This window comes from Prauserella alba (assembly GCF_024171735.1).
GTDB classification, from domain to species: domain Bacteria; phylum Actinomycetota; class Actinomycetes; order Mycobacteriales; family Pseudonocardiaceae; genus Prauserella; species Prauserella alba.
This window is the reverse complement of record NZ_JAMTCH010000004.1, coordinates 13,897-30,064: the sequence shown is the minus strand read 5'-3', so window position 1 is coordinate 30,064 and position 16,168 is coordinate 13,897. Positions and strand designations below refer to the sequence as shown.

Annotated in this window: 13 protein-coding genes; 10 read left to right on the top strand and 3 right to left on the bottom strand. The window is 71.0% G+C overall.

Features of this window, described 5'->3' with window-relative positions; translation table 11 throughout:
- The first annotated feature begins 83 nt into the window (after positions 1-83).
- The 9 genes from LY12_RS09115 to LY12_RS09075 all read left to right on the top strand — a co-directional run bounded on the left by LY12_RS09115 (position 84) and on the right by LY12_RS09075 (position 12,168).
- Positions 84-695, top strand: a complete 612-nt coding sequence (locus tag LY12_RS09115) for a hypothetical protein (RefSeq protein ID WP_253855077.1) — start codon at positions 84-86, stop codon at positions 693-695.
- 300 nt (positions 696-995) lie between these two features.
- The gene (gene ileS, locus LY12_RS09110; protein WP_253855075.1) at positions 996-4,172 is read left to right on the top strand and encodes an isoleucine--tRNA ligase; all 3,177 of its coding nucleotides are present in this window, start codon (positions 996-998) and stop codon (positions 4,170-4,172) included.
- A gap of 102 nt (positions 4,173-4,274) precedes the next feature.
- The gene (locus LY12_RS09105; RefSeq protein WP_253855073.1) at positions 4,275-4,649 is read left to right on the top strand and encodes a hypothetical protein; all 375 of its coding nucleotides are present in this window, start codon (positions 4,275-4,277) and stop codon (positions 4,647-4,649) included.
- Positions 4,650-4,687: 38 nt separating this feature from the next.
- Entirely contained in the window at positions 4,688-6,208 is a 1,521-nt protein-coding gene (locus LY12_RS09100; RefSeq protein ID WP_253855071.1) for a sensor histidine kinase, read from the top strand.
- Entirely contained in the window at positions 6,205-6,864 is a 660-nt protein-coding gene (locus LY12_RS09095) for a response regulator transcription factor (protein WP_253855070.1), read from the top strand. The genes LY12_RS09100 and LY12_RS09095 overlap by 4 nt, the downstream gene beginning before the upstream one ends.
- Before the next feature lie 208 nt (positions 6,865-7,072).
- Entirely contained in the window at positions 7,073-8,551 is a 1,479-nt protein-coding gene (locus tag LY12_RS09090) for a potassium/proton antiporter (protein ID WP_253855068.1), read from the top strand.
- Positions 8,552-8,593: 42 nt separating this feature from the next.
- Positions 8,594-9,361 carry a signal peptidase II gene (gene lspA, locus LY12_RS26080; protein WP_253855066.1) on the top strand — a complete coding sequence of 256 codons (768 nt, stop codon included), beginning with the start codon at positions 8,594-8,596 and terminating at the stop codon, positions 9,359-9,361.
- Positions 9,358-10,284, top strand: coding sequence for an RluA family pseudouridine synthase (locus LY12_RS09080; RefSeq protein WP_253855064.1), 927 nt, complete (start codon positions 9,358-9,360; stop codon positions 10,282-10,284). Before lspA ends, LY12_RS09080 begins: the two co-directional genes overlap by 4 nt.
- A gap of 207 nt (positions 10,285-10,491) precedes the next feature.
- Positions 10,492-12,168 (top strand): DUF885 domain-containing protein, encoded by a 1,677-nt coding sequence (locus LY12_RS09075; protein WP_253855062.1) that lies wholly within the window; start codon positions 10,492-10,494, stop codon positions 12,166-12,168.
- A 53-nt stretch (positions 12,169-12,221) separates the two neighbouring features.
- Here the strand turns inward: LY12_RS09075 and LY12_RS09070 are convergent, their stop codons facing one another.
- Positions 12,222-12,470 carry a hypothetical protein gene (locus tag LY12_RS09070; RefSeq protein ID WP_253855060.1) on the bottom strand — a complete coding sequence of 83 codons (249 nt, stop codon included), beginning with the start codon at positions 12,468-12,470 and terminating at the stop codon, positions 12,222-12,224.
- Between LY12_RS09070 and LY12_RS09065 the strand changes: the two genes are divergently transcribed.
- Positions 12,469-12,795, top strand: a complete 327-nt coding sequence (locus LY12_RS09065) for a hypothetical protein (protein WP_253855058.1) — start codon at positions 12,469-12,471, stop codon at positions 12,793-12,795. The genes LY12_RS09070 and LY12_RS09065 overlap by 2 nt on opposite strands.
- Here LY12_RS09065 and LY12_RS09060 read toward each other — a convergent pair whose 3' ends face one another.
- Together LY12_RS09060 and LY12_RS09055 are read right to left on the bottom strand one after the other, a co-directional pair.
- A complete protein-coding gene (locus LY12_RS09060; protein WP_253855056.1) occupies positions 12,796-15,243 on the bottom strand; it encodes a glycoside hydrolase family 65 protein in 2,448 nt (815 codons plus the stop codon).
- Positions 15,240-15,962, bottom strand: a complete 723-nt coding sequence (locus LY12_RS09055; protein WP_253855054.1) for a beta-phosphoglucomutase family hydrolase — start codon at positions 15,960-15,962, stop codon at positions 15,240-15,242. The genes LY12_RS09060 and LY12_RS09055 overlap by 4 nt, the downstream gene beginning before the upstream one ends.
- Positions 15,963-16,168 lie beyond the last annotated feature (206 nt).

The following is a 16,168-nucleotide window of genomic DNA, read 5'->3' as shown; positions in this document are numbered from 1 at the left end:
CTGATGTTCACCGAGAGAGACGGTTCCGACACCCTGAGGAAGGGGTCGGGACCGTCTCTTTCGCGTTCGTGCTGTAATTCACTGTGCTCTACATCGTTCTGATTCTCGTGCTGGGAGCCCTCGGCCTCGTGGTCGCGGCGCTGATCACCGCCGACTCGCTGTGGGCCTGGGTCTCCCTGGGCGTGTCCGTGGTCGCGGCGATCCTGCTCGTGATCGACTGGTGGCGTCGCCGGTCGGCAGGGGGCGATGCGAAGCCGGAGGAGTCCGACGGCGAACCGGCGGAGGCCGACGCGGCGGAGGCAGAAGCGGCCGGTGCGGAGCAGTCCACGGCCTCGGACACCGATGACGAGGACGTCGACCGGGCCCTCGCGGAGGCCGACGAGGACGGTGAGTCCGTCGCCGACGGACAGACGGAGCTGATCGCCGCCGAGGGCGACCTGGCCGATCCGGACGACGAACCGGCCACCGAGGACTCGGCCACGGAGGATGCGCGGCTCGTGGCTCGGCTGGAGGAGGAGGTCGTCGTCGTGGACGAGCGGCCCCGGTACCACCTCGCCGAGTGTGCGTGGCTCGAGACGCGCGAGACGATCCCGCTGCCGGCGAGGGAGGCCAGGGAACTGGGGTTCAGCCCGTGCGGCCGGTGCCGTCCGGACGCGACGCTCGCGCAGCGGCACCGTGACTCGGCGGGTGCGTGATTCCGTGGGTGTGTGATGCGCCGGTTCGTGACCGGTTATCCTGAACACACACGGCGTTGATCCGGCCATCACCGGGGAGCTTCCGGAAGAACGGACGCCACGCGGCGACACGCCCGCGGCGGCTCAGTAGAACCGGACGGCAGCGGCCCGTCACAGCCGCCGAACGAGAGGTCCGCGCCGATCGGCGCGGGCAAGCGGGGTGGTACCGCGGAACGTGCGCTCATGCAGCGCTCGCGTCGTCCCCGTGTGGGCCGGGAGGCCCGTACGGCAACACGGACATTTCCGCGAGGAGCACACCGGATGTACCCCAAGGCATCCGTCGGCGCGCAGGCCGCCGACGAGGTCCCGTCGCAGCCGTCCTTTCCCGCCCTGGAAAAGGACATCCTGGCCTACTGGGAGAGCGACCGCACGTTCCAGGCCAGCGTCGAGGCACGCGATGCGGGTACCGGCGGCGACAACGACTACGTCTTCTACGACGGCCCGCCGTTCGCCAACGGACTGCCGCACTACGGCCACCTGCTGACCGGGTACGTCAAGGACACCGTTCCCCGCTACCAGACGATGCGGGGCAAGCGGGTCGAGCGCCGGTTCGGCTGGGACACCCACGGCCTGCCCGCAGAGCTGGAGGCGGAGAAGCAGCTCGGCATCACCGACAAGTCGCAGATCGACGAGATGGGCATCGCCGAGTTCAACCGGGCGTGCCGCGAGTCGGTGCTGCGCTACACCGCCGAGTGGCAGGACTACGTCACCCGGCAGGCGCGGTGGGTCGACTTCGACAACGACTACAAGACGCTCGACGCCACCTACATGGAATCGGTGATCTGGGCGTTCAAGCGGCTGTGGGACAAGGGCCTGGTCTACGAGGGTTACCGGGTGCTGCCGTACTGCTGGCGGGACGAGACGCCGTTGTCCAACCACGAGTTGCGGATGGACGACGACGTCTACCAGTCGCGGCAGGACCCGGCGGTGACCATCGGTTATCGCGTCGAGGGAAACGACAGCGAGCTGGACGGCGCGTACCTGCTCATCTGGACCACCACGCCGTGGACGGTGCCGTCCAACCTGGCCACGGCCGTGCATCCGGACGTCGACTACGTCCAGGTCGCCGACGCCGACGGCCGGCGATTCGTGCTCGCCGAAGCCCGCGTCGGCGCCTACGCGAAGGAGTTCGGCGAACAGCCGGCGGTCGTCGCGAGGTACCGGGGAGCCGACCTGCTGGGCACTCGCTACGCCCCGCCGTTCCCGTACTTCGTCGGCAGGGAGAACGCCCACCGGGTGCTGTCGGCCGACTACGTCACCACCGACGACGGCACGGGCATCGTGCACATCGCCCCTGCGTACGGTGACGAGGACAAGGTCGTGACCGACGCCGCGGGCATCGTGCCCGCGACACCGGTCGACGCCAAGGGCCGGTTCGACGCGCAGGTGCCGGACTACGAGGGTCAGCAGGTGTTCGAGGCCAACCCGAACATCATCCGCGACCTGAAGAACGGCACCGGCTCGGCCGCGCAGCAGGGTGCGATCCTGCTGCGGCACGAGACGTACGAGCACAGCTATCCGCACTGCTGGCGGTGCCGGAACCCGCTCATCTACCGCGCCGTGTCGTCGTGGTTCGTGGCCGTGACCGAGTTCAAGGACCGGATGGTCGAGCTGAACCAGCAGATCACCTGGTATCCGGAGCACATCAAGGACGGCCAGTTCGGCAAGTGGCTGGAGAACGCCCGCGACTGGTCGATCTCACGCAACCGCTACTGGGGCACGCCGATCCCGGTGTGGACCTCCGACGACCCGAACCATCCGCGGGTCGACGTCTACGGTTCGCTCGACGAGCTGGAACGCGACTTCGGGGTGCGGCCCATCGACCTGCACCGGCCCTACATCGACGAACTCACCCGGCCGAACCCTGACGATCCCACGGGCGCTTCGACGATGCGCCGCGTGCCGGACGTGCTGGACGTGTGGTTCGACTCGGGGTCCATGCCGTACGCCCAGGTGCACTACCCGTTCGAGAACACCGAGTGGTTCGAGGACCACTACCCGGGCGATTTCATCGTCGAGTACATCGGCCAGACCCGCGGCTGGTTCTACACCCTGCACGTGCTGGCGACCGCGCTGTTCGACCGGCCGGCGTTCCGGACGTGTGTGTCGCACGGCATCGTGCTCGGCTCCGACGGGCAGAAGATGTCGAAGTCGCTGCGGAACTACCCGGACGTCAACGAGGTGTTCGACCGGGACGGTTCCGACGCGATGCGCTGGTACCTGATGGCGAGCCCCATCCTGCGCGGCGGCAACCTCGTCGTCACGGAGAAGGGCATCCGCGACGCGGTGCGCCAGGCGGTTCTGCCGCTGTGGAACTCGTACTACTTCCTCGCGCTGTACGCGAACGCCGAAGGCGTCGACGGCGAGTTCCGCACCGACTCCGATCACGTGCTCGACCGGTACATCCTCGCCAAGACCCGCGAGCTCGTCGCCGACACACAGTCCGCAATGGACGGTTACGACATCGCCGGTGCGTGTGCGGCACTGCGGGACTACCTCGAGGTGCTGACCAACTGGTACGTGCGCCGGTCGCGCGACCGGTTCTGGGCGGGCGAGAAGGCCGCGGTCGACACGCTGCACACGGTGCTCGAGACGGTGTGCCGGGTGGCGGCGCCGCTGCTGCCGATGACGACGGAAGCCGTGTGGCGTGGGCTGACCGGTGGCCGCTCGGTGCACCTGGCCGACTGGCCGGACGCGGAGTCGCTGCCCGCCGATGCCGACCTCGTCACGGCGATGGACCGGGTGCGGCAGGTGTGTTCCGCGGCGCTGTCGCTGCGGAAGGCGCACAAGCTCCGGGTCCGCCTGCCGCTGGCGTCCCTGCTCGTGGCCGCCGACGACGCCGAGCTGCTGCGGCCGTTCGCCGACATCGTCGCCGACGAGGTGAACGTCAAGTCGGTCGAGCTGACCACCGAGGTCGCGGCGCACGGATCGTTCGAGGTCGCGGTCAACGCGCGTGCGGCGGGACCGCGGCTGGGCAAGGACGTGCAGACCGTGATCAAGGCGGTGAAGGCGGGCGACTGGTCCACCACGGCCGAGGGAGCGGTCGTCGCGGCCGGGATCGAACTGGTCGAGGGCGAGTACGAGCGCAAGCTGGTCGCGTCGGGTGAGGGCGTCGCCGGTGAGCTGCCGCAGGGGTCGGGGCTCGTGCTGCTCGACACCGACGTGACGACCGAGCTGGCCGCCGAGGGGATGGCGCGTGACCTGGTGCGCGTGGTGCAGCAGGCCCGGCGCGATGCGGGCCTCGACGTGGCCGACCGCATCGCGCTGACGATCGACGCGCCGGACGCGGTCGTGGCGGCGGTGCGGGTGCACCAGGAGTTCGTGGCGTCGGAGACGCTGGCCACGGAGGTGGACTACGCGACGGTCACCGACGGTTACGCCGGTGCGGTCGGCGACGGTGACAAGGTGACCGTCGCCGTGCGCCCGAACGCGGGTTGAGGTTCGCGTCCGCTCGGAGAGCAGGCCCGGATGAGCCGAAGATGAAGACGTCTTCATCTTCGGCTCATCCGGGCTTCGCCGTATCGGGGGAGAGTGGAGGCCATGAAACCGACACCGAGGGCGCTGGCGCTCGTGGCCGTCCTGGCGCTGCCGGTGGCCGCGGTGGTCGTGACGTTGCTGCTGCGCGGGTCCGACGCGCCGGTCAACGAGAGTCCGGTGGTCCGTATCGGCGGAGCCGACGGATCACGCAGTGAACTGCCGTCGCTCCCGTCCGGCGACTCGGCGTCGCCGCCGTCCACCACGACGGACGGGAACGGCACCGGTCCCGACGGGCCGGAACGACCGCCGTCGCATCCCCGGCCGGAGCCGACTCGCGATGTGGTCCCGCCACCGCCACCGGTAGACGACGATGACGATGACGACGCCGGAGGCGATGACGACGGCGGTGGGGGCGATGACGACGGTGAAGAAGACTGACGGGCGGGGCCCGCACGGACCGGCAGACGCGGTGCCCGATGCCTGACGTGTTCACCACGCAGGAACTCGCCGCCTCCGATACGGACGGGGCAGCGTCCGCCTCGGCTGGGGGCCGGGGAAGGCCCGTACCCGGACGCAGGCGGGGGACGCGCATCCCGGCCCGGCTGCAGATCACCGGCTGGCTCGCAGCCGTCATGGCGGCAGGTCTCGCGTCGGTCGTCCTGCTGGTCGTCGAATTCGAGTACCGCGCGATCGACGACCGGGTCAACGCGGCCCTGGCCCAGGACGCCGAGGAGTTCCGGCGGTTCGCCGAAGCGGGCCTGGACCCGGCGACCGGCGAGCCCGTGACCGACCCCGCCGACCTGTTCTACCGCCACCTGAGCAGCCAGTATCCGGACGACGCCGAGATCATGCTGGGTATCCGGAACGCAGCGGGCGGGCTCGAGGCGATCCGGCAGGCCGACGAGACGTTCCGCGACGTGCGGTTGTCGGACGCGGTGCTGCGCGACATCGTCTCGCGCGGGGACGTCACGGGCACGGCGGAGACACCCGCCGGCACGTTGCGCTGGCTGCGTGTCGACGTGCTGCCGCGCCAGGGAGGCAGCGAGGCCGACGCGTGGTTCGTCAGCGGGTACTTCGTCGACGAGGTCAGGGCCGAGGCCGGCGCGACGGTCCGCACCCTGATCATCGTCAGCGCGGTGGCGCTCGTGCTGGCGGCCGGGGTGTCGTGGCTGGTGGCGGGGCAGATCCTCGCCCCGGTCAACACGGTGCGGAAGGCGGCGGGCCGGCTCACCGAGGCCGACCTGACGCGGCGGATCCGGGTCGAGGGCCGGGACGACGTCGCGGCGCTGGCCGAGCAGTTCAACGCGATGCTCGACCGGCTGGAGGGGGCGTTCGACACACGCAGGCAGTTCCTCGACGACGCGGGCCACGAGCTGCGCACGCCGATCACGATCGTGCGCGGGCACCTCGAACTCATGGGTGACGATCCGGCCGAACGCGCGGAGGTCGTGCGCCTGTGCACCGACGAACTCGACCGCATGGCACGGATCGTGGACGACCTGCTGTTGCTGGCCAAGGCAGAGCAGCCGGACTTCGTGCACCCGGCATGGACATCGGTTCCCGAGCTGACGAGCGACATCGACGCGAAGGTGCGCGCGATCGCACCGCGGTCCTGGACGCTCGAGGCGGTCGGGGAGGGCGATGCCCGCGTCGACGCGCAGCGCATCACCCAGGCGGTGGTGCAGCTGGCGCAGAACGCGGCGGGCCACACCACCGAAGGGGCGGTGATCCGCATCGGCTCGGCGGTCACCGTGGAGACGGTCTCGTTCTGGGTGAGCGACACCGGCCCCGGATTGGCCCCCGGGGACGAACAGCGGATCTTCGACCGGTTCGTGCGTGGCGGCGCCGGTGCGCGCGACGGCACGGGGGCCGGTCTCGGCCTGGCGATCGTGAAGGCGATCGCCGATGCGCACCACGGGCAGGTGCGGGTGATGTCGACACCGGGGCAGGGTGCGACGTTCGGATTCGAGTTGCCACGACAGGGAGGAGACCGATGAGCCGCATCCTGATCGCCGAGGACGAGGCGAAGATCGCAGCGTTCATCGAGAAGGGATTGCGGTCCAACGGCTTCACCACCTCGGTCGTCGACGACGGCGACACGGCGCTCGCGCAGGTGGTGGCCGGCGAGTTCGACCTCGTCGTCCTCGACCTGGGACTGCCCAAACGCGACGGTTTCGCGGTGCTGCAGGCGATGCGGCGGGCCCACGTCCACATCCCGGTGATCATCCTGACCGCCCGCGACACGGTGCACGACACGGTCGCGGGCCTCGAAGGCGGCGCCGACGACTACATGACCAAGCCGTTCCGGTTCGAGGAACTGCTGGCGCGCGTGCGGTTGCGGCTGCGCTCTTCCGACCGGGCGCCCGAGGTCACCGTCCTCCGGCACGGTGAGCTGTCGCTCGACCTGCGCACCCGCAGGGCCGAGACTCCCGGCGGGGTCGTCGACCTCACGGCGCGCGAGTTCTCTCTGCTCGAACTGTTCCTGCGGCATCCGCGCCAGGTGCTGTCCCGCGAACAGATGCTCTCGCACGTGTGGGGCTACGACTTCGACCCCGGCTCCAACGTCGTCGACGTCTACGTGCGCACGCTGCGCCGCAAGATCGGCCAGGACCGCATCGTGACGGTGCGGGGCATGGGCTATCGCCTCGACTGAGGCGACGCCGGCTCGTCACCCGTGCGTGGCCGGACCGTCACCGCCGGTGCGGCAGCCGTCACGTCCGCAGTGGTGGCTGTGCCGACGCGGCCCCGGCGCGGCCCGATACCGTATCTCCATGAAACGACCGCGGCGCGGGTGAGACCCGGCCGGAGGGCGGAGTCGCGGGGGTGACGGCGCCGGCGGCGAGAGCGAGGGACGTGCGGCAATGAACGAGCTTCCGGTCATTCTCGGCTCGGGGGCCATCGTCCTGCTCGCGTCGGTGTTCGCGGTTCGCTTCTCGATCCGGCTCGGGCTGCCGTCGCTGCTGATCTACCTCGGTATCGGCGTACTGCTGGGTGAAGCGGGCCTCGGCATCGAGTTCGACAACCCCGACCTCACCCAGAGTCTCGGGCTCGCCGCGCTCGTGATGATCCTGGCCGAAGGCGGGCTGACGACCAGGTGGGAGTCGGTGCGGGGCGCACTCGGACCCGGGATCGCGCTGTCCACAATGGCCATCGTGGTGACGATCCTCGTCACGGGAGCGGCGCTGCACTGGCTGCTCGACCTCGACTGGCAGCTGGCGTTCCTGTGGGGAGCGGTGCTGGCCAGTACCGATGCGGCGGCCGTGTTCTCCATGCTGCGCGGGTCGGGGATCAACCGGCGGCTGTCGGGCACGTTGGAACTCGAGTCCGGTCTCAACGACGCGCCCGCCTACATCGCCGTGGTGTTGCTGGCGAGCGGTGCCGACGTGCAGTGGACGCTGCCGCTGGTCGTGCTGTACCAGCTGGGCGCTGGCGCCGGTATCGGACTGGCCCTGGGCTGGCTCGGCGCGCAGGCGCTCCGGCGGATCGCGCTACCGGCGACCGGCCTGTACCCGCTCGCGACCGTCGCGGTGTGCGTGGTCGCCTACTCGGCGGGACAGCTCGGCCAGGCGTCCGGGCTGCTCGCGACCTATTTGGCCGGGCTGGTGCTCGGCAACGCACGGCTCCCGCACCGCGGCGACACGCTGTCGTTCGCCGAGGGCCTCGGCTGGCTGTCGCAGATCGGACTGTTCGTGCTGCTCGGCCTGTTCGCCTCGCCGGAACGGCTGGTCGACGGCATCGTGCCCGGCCTCGTCGCCGGCGCGGTCGTCCTGCTGTTCGCCCGCCCGGTGTCGGTGCTGGTGTCGATGCTGCCGTTCCGGTTGCCGTGGCGCGAACAGCTGTTCCTGTCCTGGGCGGGGCTGCGGGGTGCCGTGCCGATCGTGCTGGCGACGATCCCGCTCGCCGAAGGACTACCCGGTGCGCAGGGACTGCTCGACGCCGTTTTCGTGATCGTCATCAGCTTCACGCTGCTGCAGGGCGCGCTGCTCGGGCCGGTCTCGCGGTTGCTGGGGCTGGCCCGCACGGGCCAGCCGGAGGAGCTCGACGTCGACGCGGCGCCGCTGGACGAGCTCGGCGCCGTGTTGCTGCAGGTCGCGATCCGGGCGGATTCCCGGTTGCACGGCGTCTACCTGCGGGAGCTGCGCCTGCCCACCGGTGCGGGCGTGAGCCTGGTCGTGCGTGACGGCGCGAGTTTCACCCCCGGCGCGGGGACGCGGCTGAAATCGGGGGACCGGTTGCTCGTCGTCACCACCAGTGAGGCGCGCAGCCGTGCCGAACGGCGGATCCGCGCCGTCGACCGGGCGGGCCCGCTGGCCGCGTGGAAGGGCGAGTCCGGCGACTGACCACCGGCGAGGGCCGGGGCGGCCGGGGTGGACAATGGACCGGTGAACACCGAGCGTGAATCCGAGACCGCCACCTCCGGCGAGCGGGCGGGCGACGGCGGCCGGCCGGCCCGGTACGTCGTGCTGCTCGCCTCCGTGGCGGTGGTCGCCTACCTGATCGACCTCGTCACGAAGGTCGCCGCGACCGCCGCGCTGGAGGGTGAGGAGCCGGTCCGCATCCTCGGTGGGATCGTGTACCTGCAGCTCATCCGCAACCCCTACGCCGCGTTCGGCATGGACTTCGGGGGAACGTGGATCCTCGCGCTGGTCGCGCTCGCGGTCGTGGGCGTGATCATCTGGTTCGCCGGGAAGCTGCGTTCGACGGGCTGGGCGATCGGGCTCGGCCTCGTGCTCGCCGGTGCGCTGGGCAATCTGACCGATCGGGTGTTCCGGGCCCCTGCGCCGCTGCAGGGCCACGTGGTCGACTTCCTGTCCGTGTTCGGCCCCGACGGCCGGTACTTCCCGGTGTTCAACGCGGCCGATTCGGCCATCACCGTCGGTGCGGTGCTGATCGTCGTGTTGTCGGTCCTCGGCCGGGACTACGACGGCACGATCACGCGCGGGCCGAAGAAGAACACCGGCGACACGGGCGAGACCGACGACGAAGCCGCGGAGACGGCGTCCGGCACCGATACCGACGCACCGTCCGAGACTGCTCCGGAGCCCGAGACCGCCCCGGAGGCCGCCCCCGAGACCGCGGCATCCGGATCAGCCGACGACGGACGACGGTCCTCCACGACCGCGCGGAAGGACGCGGAGGACGAGGCGTGAGCGCCCGGATGCTGCCCGTTCCGGACGGGCTCGACGGCATGCGGATCGACGCGGGGCTGGCCAAGCTGCTCGGCCTGTCGCGCACGGTGGTGGCCGAGATCGCCGCGCGGGGGGACGTGCTCCTCGACGGCGCGCCCGCGGGCAAATCCGACCGGTTGGTCGCGGGCGGACTGCTCGAGGTCACGCTGCCGGAGCCGGAGGAGCCGCCGCAGGTCGTGGCCGAGCCGGTCGACGGCCTGAAGGTGTTGCACGAGGACGACGACATCGTCGTGGTCGACAAACCGGTCGGTGTCGCCGTGCATCCGAGTCCCGGCTGGGAGGGCGCGACCGTCATCGGCGGGCTCGCCGCCGCGGGACTGCGGATCTCCACGTCGGGAGCCGCGGAGCGGCAGGGCGTGGTGCACCGTCTCGACGCCGGCACGACCGGCGTGATGGTCGTGGCGAAGAGCGAGCACGCCTACACGGTGCTCAAGCGTGCGTTCAAGGAGCGCACCGTCGAGAAGCGCTACCACGCGCTGGTGCAGGGCCACCCCGACCCGATGCGCGGCACGATCGACGCGCCCATCGACCGCCATCCGACCCGGGACTACAAGTTCGCGGTCGTGCAGGGCGGGCGGCCGTCGGTGACGCACTACGAGGTGATCGAGGCGTTCCGCGCCGCATCGCTGGCGGACGTCAAGCTGGAGACCGGCCGGACCCACCAGATCCGGGTGCACTTCTCCGCTCTGCGGCATCCGTGCGTCGGCGATGCGACCTACGGCGCGGACCCTGCCCTGGCACACCGGCTCGGCGTGACGCGCCAGTGGTTGCACGCACGGGCCCTCGGTTTCGCCCATCCGGCCGATGGCCGGTGGGTGGAGTTCACCAGCGATTATCCGGACGACCTGGCCCACGCGTTGGAGATTCTGCGCGCCGAATCCTGACGCCGCCGGAACCGGGACGCAGCCCGGCGCCGACGACGTCCGAGCCGGGAGCAGTGGTCAGGTGCCGCCGTGCCGGGTCCACGACGCGCTCTGCGGCGGGCCCACGGCCCTGCGGCGCGGACGTAGACGGTGCCGCGATCCGACGCGGACGAGACCGCGGTCGAAACGGGCGGCCGGAACGCGTCACAGCCGTTATCCTCATCGCCCATGGATGACGTCGTGGCGCTCGCCGATGAGTACATGGACCTGATGTTCGACGTGAACCCGCTGATGCCGGCGATTCTCGGGATCGACCCCGAGCGATCGGGGTTGGAGGACCTGGGCGAGGAGGCCGAACAGCGGCAGTGGCGGACCCTCACCGACATCGTCGCGCGGGCGAAGGCGATCGACCCGGCGCGGCTGTCGGGTGAGAGCAGGACGACGCGGGACGTGCTGATCGCGGCGGCCCAGGCTCGCCTCGAGAGCCTCGACGCGAAAACCGTGGAGTTCTGTGTCAGCGACGGATTCCAGGCACCGGCGACGGGTGTGCTGATGCTGCTGCCGATGACGCCCGTGACGACGGCAGGGCAGGCCGCCGCGCAGCTCGACCGCCTCCGCGCCGTCCCCGGCTTCCTCGAGGAGGCAGCCGAACGGCACCGCACGGGGCTCGCGGCGGGACGTCGGCCGGTGGCCCGTGGGGTGCGCAACGCGATCGCCCACATCGACCGCTATCTCGCCGACCCGGGTGCCGACCCGTTGCTGCGCCAGGAGGCGCCCGCCGACGCGCCCGACTTCGCCGCCGAGCGAGAGCAGGTCCTCGCCGAGCGCGTCCGGCCCGCGTTCCGCCGGTACCGTGACGTGCTGGAGACCGAGATCCTGCCCCGCGGCAGGCCCGACGAGGAGTCCGGCGTGTGCCACGTTCCCGGCGGGGAGACGATCTACCGTTCGCTGGCGAGGGTGCACACGACGACCGATCGCAGCGCCGACGAGTTGCACGAGACGGGAGTGCGGCTGATCGGCGAACTGGCCGAGGAGTACCGCGAGATCGGCGGGCGCGTGTTCGGGACCGGAGATCTGCAGGAGATCTTCCGCCGGTTGCGCACCGACAAGGAACTGCGCTGGAACAACGGCGACGAGCTGCTGGAGGCGTCCAGGGAGGCCGTTGCCCGCGCCGAGCGGGCCACCCCGGAGTGGTTCGGCACGATCCCGTCGGAGTCGTGTGTCGTGGAGCCGGTGCCCGACGCGGAGGCCCCCGGGTCGGCGCCCGCGTACTACCTCTCGCCCGCGACCGACGGGTCACGTCCCGGCACGTATTTCGCCAACACGTACAAGGCCGAGGAACGCTTCCGGCACACCGTCGAGGCGACCGCGTTCCACGAGGCCGTTCCGGGCCACCATTTCCAGATCAGCCGTGCGCTGGGGCTCACCGAGCTGCCGCTGTTGCGCAGGCTCGGCGACTTCAACGCCTACACCGAGGGCTGGGGCCTGTACGCGGAACGGCTGGCGCACGAGATGGGCCTGTACTCCGGTGATGTCGCGTTGCTCGGCATGTTGAGCAACGACTCGATGCGCGCGGGCAGGCTCGTCGTGGACACGGGGCTGCACGCGAAGGGCTGGAGCAGGCAGCAGGCGATCGACTACCTGCTGGAGAACACACCCATGGCGGAAGTGGAGATCGTCTCGGAGGTCGATCGCTACATCAACTGGCCGGGGCAGGCCCTGGCGTACATGGTGGGCAGGCTGGAGATCGAGCGAGTGCGAGCGAAGGCCGAGGAGGCGCTGGGAGACGCGTTCGACATCCGCGGGTTCCACGACGTGGTGCTGGGCGGCGGTGCGATGCCGCTGTCGGTGTTCGACGGCGTCGTCTCCGAGTGGGCGGGTGCGAACGAGGCCGCCGCCTCGTAGCCGCCGCCTCGCTGCCGTTGCTTCGCTGCTGTTGTTTCGCCGCCGTTGCCGCGTCAGCCGGCGTCGACGCAGATGCCCGCGCCCTTGTCGATCATGCCGTCCGGGCAGCTGCGGGTCTGATCGGAGCCGAGCAGCGTTCCCGCCGTGACCAGGACGGCGAGCGCCAGCAACGACGGCACACCGATCAGCGTCCACCAGCGGCGCAGGCAGGTGGCCCGGCCACAGGCCGGCATCTGCTCGGAATGTGACGACGCCTCGCCGCACTGGCACGGCGGCCACATCCGCTGACGACGTTTCCCCATGGCGCAGAGGATAGCCGCTGCACGCCGCGGCCGCGCCCCTGTCGGCGACGTCGACAGGGGCGCGGCATGGGGGTACACCTCGGGTATGGGCGATCACCGCAATCCCGACGACCCGAGGATCGGCGAGCAGACCGAGCCGGAGCCGCCGAATCCGTCGGACGTACCCGTGCCGCCCCATCCGGACGCCGGTGGCGGCACCGAGGAGGTGCCGGAACCGCCGAACCGCGACGAGGTCGACACCGGACTGCCCGGCCGGGAACACCGCGAGCTGTGGGGCACCGACGACGTCAACCCGGATGCCGGAGCGGTCGAGCCACCCGACTAGCTAACGGCCGCTCACCCTGCCGTCCTCCGCTCCGGTCACCGTGCCCTGCACGAGGGAGGCAGGGGCGGCGACCCCGGCGGCGGCGCCGGGCCCCGGCCGTGGCCGCCGCCGCTGCGGTGCGCGGCCTTCGGGCTGTGCCGGACGCGTCAGGTCGGGTGGTTCGGGCAGCGGCAGCGTGACCGGCTCTCCCGTGAGCGTCACCGTGTCGCCGTAATGGCGCACCGACACGGGCCCGCCGTCGGTGAGCGTGTACGTCGCCTCCTCCTGCCGCACGTCGATCCGGAACCGCGCCTGCCGGAAGCACACGTGGAAGGCGATGCGCTCGAGGTCGCGCGGCAGCTGCGGCCGGAACGACAGCTCACCCTCGTGGTCGCGCATGCCGCCGAAGCCGGCGACGAGCGCGATCCACGCTCCTGCGAGCGAGGCGATGTGCAGGCCGTTGCGTACGTTGCCGTGGACATCGCGCAGGTCGACGAGGGCGGCTTCGGCCAGGTAGTCGTAGGCCAGGTCGGAATGGCCGCACTCGGCCGCCAGTACCGCCTGCGTGGCGGCCGACAGCGACGAGTCCCGCACGGTGAGCGCCTCGTAGTAGGCGAAGTTGCGCCGCTTCTCCTCGTCGGTGAACGCGTCGCCGCGCAGGTGCATGGCCAGCACCAGGTCCGCCTGCTTGACCACCTGCTTGCGGTACAGGTCGAAGTACGGGAAGTGCAGTAGCAGCGGGTAGGCCGACGCCGGTGTCGCCTGGAAGTTCCAGCGTGCGTGTTCGGTGAAGCGTTCGGACTGCGGGTGCACCTCGAGCAGATCGTCGTAGGGCACGAGCATCGCCCCGGCAGCGGTCAGCCACGCCTTGATCTCGTGCTCGGTGACCGACAGCCGAGCGGCGACATCGGGCTGCCGGGTACACGACGCGGCTGCCTCGAACAGGTTTCGCTGGGCCATCAGATTCGTGTAGACGTTGTTGTCCACAATGGCCGAGTACTCGTCGGGCCCGGTGACACCGTCGATGCGGAACCCGCCGTGCGGATCGTGGTGGCCGAGCGAGGTCCACAGCCGTGCGGTCTCGACGAGCAGTTCCGTGCCGTGATCACGTTCGAACTCGGTGTCACCGGTGGCGGCGAGGTACCGGGCGACGGCGTCGGCGATGTCGGCGTTGACGTGGAACGCAGCCGTGCCCGCAGGCCAGTACGCGGAGCATTCGTCGCCGTTGATCGAACGCCAGGGGAACGCCGAGCCGCGCAGCCCCAGCTGTTGCGCGCGGGCGCGCGCCTTGTCCAACGTGGAGTGTCGCCAGCGCAGGGCGTCTCCCGCCGCTCCCGGCAGGGTGTAGGTGAGGGCCTGCACGACGAACGTTTCGCTGTCCCAGAACGCGTGCCCGTCGTAGCCGGGGCCCGTCAGGCCCTTGCCGGGGATGGCGCGGCTCTCGCCGCGGGCGCCGGCCTGCAGCACGTGGAACAGCGAGAACCGGAGCGCCTGCTGCAGCTCCGGATCGCCCTCGATCTCGACGTCCGCCGAGGCCCAGAAGTCGTCGAGGAACTGCCGCTGTTCGGCAAGCAGGCCCTCCCACCCGGTCTGCCGGGCCCCGGCGAGTGCCGCGTCCACCTGGGAACGCAGTGCCGGGATCGAGCGCTGGGCCGACCAGCCGTAGCCGAGGTATTTCGTCAGCTGCAGTTTGCCGCCCTCGGTGACGTTGACGGCGACCGTCAACCGGGCGAGGTCGTCCTCGACATCGATGTCGGTGCGCAGGCCGGTGCCGCCGGGGGCATCGATCTCGTGGTCCATCGCGGCGGCCATGCGCAGGTCGGACCGGCTGGTGCGGTGAACCAGCACCGCGCCGTAGTCGGCCGCCGTCATGTACTCGCTGTGCAGCGGCGCCTCGAGGGCCGCGGCAACGCGCGGATCGCCGGTCTCGGCCTCGATCGGTTCGTTCGTCAGCAGGTCGGACTGCGCCACGACCTGCAGCTCGCCGTCGAGCGGTTCGACCTCGTACCGGATCGCCACCACCGCGCGCTGCGTGAACGACACCAGTCGCTCGGTGCGCACGCGCACGCGCCTGCCGGTCGGCGACGTCCATTCCGTCTCACGCCGCAGCGTGCCGGAGCGGAAGTCGAGGACGCGGTGGTGGGCCGTGGTGTGGCCGTAGCGCAGGTCGAGCGGCTCGTCCTCGACGAGCAGGCGGATGATCTTGCCGTCGGTGACGTTGACGACCGTCTGGCCCGCCTCGGGGTAGCCGTACCCCGCCTCGGCGTAGGGCAGCGGGTGCTCCTCGTAGAACCCGTTCAGAAACGTGCCCGGTCTGCCTCGCGGCTCGGCCTCCTCCAACGTGCCTCGCACGCCGATGTGCCCGTTGGACAGTGCGAACGTCGATTCCGTCTGGGTGAGACCCCTCAGGTCGAGGCCCCGCCACAGCAGCTGCCACGGCGCGCATTCGTAACCGCGCGTGCCGGTCATGACACCTCCAACAGGTCGGCGAGGTCGGCGACGACGACGTCGGCGCCGTGCTCGCGCAGCGCGGCGGGCTGCCCGGCCCTGTCGACGCCGACCACATGGCCGAACCCGCCCGCTCTGCCCGCCTCGACCCCGGCGAGCGCGTCCTCGAACACGGCGGCCGCGTCGGGCGCGGCTCCCAGCAGCCGGGCGCAGGCGAGGAACGAATCGGGTGCGGGTTTGCCGCGCAGGCCTTCACCGGAGATCGTCACTCCGTCGACGCGCGCCTGCACGAACCCGTCGAGGCCCGCGGCCCCGAGCACGTGCGCGGCGTTCGCCGACGAGGTCACGACGCCGATCGCCAGGCCGGCCTCCTGCACGGCCTTCAGGTACCGCACGGACCCCGGGAACGGCGTCACGCCGGTCTCGTCGATGAGCCGCAGCACGAGGTCGTTCTTGCGGGTGCCGATGCCGTGGACCGTTTCCGCGTCGGGCGGGTCGTCCGTACCGCCCTCCGGCGGGTCGAGGCCACGCGACGCGAGGAAGGCACGCACGCCGTCGAGCCGCGGCCGTCCGTCGACGTAGGTGGCGTAGTCCTCGTCGGTGAACGGGGTCTGCCCGTGGCGGGCGAGCAACTCGTCGAACGTGCGCTTCCACGCGGCCCGGTGCAGCGACGCCGTGCTGGTGAGCACGCCGTCGAGGTCGAAAAGGCAGGCTGAGATCGTCGCGGGAAGGCCGATCATGTGCCTCCACGCTAGTGGGCTCGCGGCCACCCTGCCATGTGCCGGTCGCCCTGCCGTGCGCACGGCGCCGCGGATCGGCGCTGGTACCGGCCCGGGTGGGGACGGCCCCGGTGGATCAGCCCGGGCGTGTTCTTCTCCGCGCGCCGGTGGTGTCAGCAGGGACGGGCCGGTGCCAGGGTCCTGCCCGGCCGCCGCGCCGCCCGCGA